This window comes from Roseateles sp. P5_B10, assembly GCF_056400485.1.
On the sequence record NZ_JBFULE010000923.1, the window covers coordinates 1 to 1929 of the forward strand.

Sequence of the window (1929 nt, forward strand, 5' to 3'; positions counted from 1 at the left end):
GCGTTGAGGACATCATTCAAATAGACTGAACGCATGCCGAATCCTCAGGACAAACGCCGCGCACTGACCCCGGAAGCCCTGTCCATGATGGACACCATCGCCCGCACGGGCAGCTTCGCCGCCGCGGCTCGCGAGATGGGTCGGGTGCCGTCGGCGCTGACCTATTCCGTGCGCCAGCTGGAAGACGCGCTCGACGTGCTGCTCTTTGACCGCAGCTCCCGCCAGGCCGTGCTGACAGCGGCCGGCCAGGAGCTGCTGCACGAGGGCAGGCGCCTGCTGCAGGAACTGGACGCCGTGGCCAACCGCGTGCGGCGCATCTCCACCGGCTGGGAAAGCGAGCTGACGCTGGCCGTCGATGACGCCGTCGCCCGCCGGGCCCTGTTCGATCTGATGGAAGCCTTCTACGCCGAGAAGATCGACGGTGGCGGCCCACCGCCGACCCGGCTCAAGCTGCGCGTGGAGGTGCTGGCCGGCACCTGGGAGGCCTTGCTGCATGGCCAGGCCGACATAGCAGTCGGTGTACCGGGGCAGCTGCAGAACAGCGGCATTCACTGTGAGTTCGCGGGAGAGCTGGAGTTCGCCTTCTGCATTGCGCCCCACCATCCGCTGGCCAGCCTGCCCGAGCCGCTCAGCGCAAGCCAGATCGCCGAGCACCGCATCGTTGCCGTGGCTGACAGCGCCCGGCTGATGGCGCCGCTCAGCGTCGGTCTGCTGCCAGGCCAGGACGTGCTGACCGTGCCRTCGCTGGCCATCAAGCTGGAGGCCATGATGCGCGGCCTGGGCTGCGGCTCCCTGCCGGTGCCCATCGTGCGGCGCCACATCGAGGCCGGCCGCCTGGTGCGCAAGGCCACCTACGAAGGCCGGCGCACCGGCAAGATGCACTACGCCTGGCGCGACACCGGCCCTGTGCCGGGCAAGGCGCTGGCATGGTGGCTGGACAAGCTGCGCAGCGAGACGACGCGCAAGGCACTGCTCGAACAGCACGAGGGGCTGCTGCTCTGATGAGCTATCGAGGTCGATTCGCGCCCTCGCCCACCGGCCCGCTGCACGCCGGCTCGCTGGTGGCGGCGCTGGCGAGCTGGCTGGATGCCCGCGCCCACGGCGGCGAGTGGCTGGTGCGCATCGAAGACGTCGACGGCCCGCGCTGCCCGCCGGGCATGGACGAGGTCATCCTCGGCCAGCTCGATGCCCTCGGCCTGCGGCCCGACGAGCCGCCCGTCTGGCAGTCGCACCGCGGCGAGCTGTATCAAGCCGCGCTGAACCGGTTGATTGCCTCCGGCCACGCCTATGGCTGCGCCTGCACGCGCGCCGAGATCGCAGCGGCAGCCGGCCCCAAGCCCAGGCATGGCGAACTGATCTACCCCGGCACTTGCCGAAATGGCACCCACGGCCGGCCGGTGCGGGCATGGCGCTTTCGCGTCGCGGGCCGCATCAACTGGCAGGACCGCCGGCTGGGCTCGCAATCGCAAGACCTCGAAACCGAAGTCGGCGACTTCATCCTCAAGCGCGCCGACGGCCTCTGGGCCTACCAGCTCGCCGTCGTCGCCGACGATGCCGAACAAGGCGTCACCGACATCGTCCGCGGTGAGGACCTGGCCGACAACACGCCACGCCAGATCGCGCTGCAACGAGCACTTGGCTTTCCGACACCGCGCTATCTGCACACGCCGCTGGTGCTGGCGGCAGACGGGCACAAGCTGTCCAAGCAGAACGGCGCGGCGGCCATCGACCTTGCCGACCCTGCCGGGCGGCTGCGCGATGCCGCGAGTCGGCTGGGGCTGCGCTTGCCGGACGGGATGAACAGCGCCGAGGAAGTACTGACGGGCTCGGTGTCGAAATGGGAAGCGCTGGTGGGGGAATCAGCGGGCGAACGTTCGAGTTGAGACGCACAAGCTGGCACGCCGAGCACGAACAGGCTCAACCTTCCGA

2 protein-coding genes are annotated in these 1929 nt (G+C 69.5%); both read left to right on the forward strand.

Annotated features, from left to right (window positions below; genetic code table 11):
- The first annotated feature begins 33 nt into the window (after window positions 1–33).
- Window positions 34–1002, forward strand: a complete 969-nt coding sequence (locus AC1DU6_RS29295) for a LysR family transcriptional regulator (RefSeq protein WP_477861484.1) — start codon at window positions 34–36, stop codon at window positions 1000–1002.
- Window positions 1002–1883, forward strand: a complete 882-nt coding sequence (gene gluQRS, locus AC1DU6_RS29300; protein WP_477861485.1) for a tRNA glutamyl-Q(34) synthetase GluQRS — start codon at window positions 1002–1004, stop codon at window positions 1881–1883. The genes AC1DU6_RS29295 and gluQRS overlap by 1 nt, the downstream gene beginning before the upstream one ends.
- Window positions 1884–1929 lie beyond the last annotated feature (46 nt).

Bases quoted from the DNA above. Each gene is read 5' to 3' on its own strand.
- gluQRS (WP_477861485.1), top strand. From the start codon at position 1,002: ATGAGCTATCGAGGTCGATTCGCGCCCTCGCCCACCGGCCCGCTGCAC.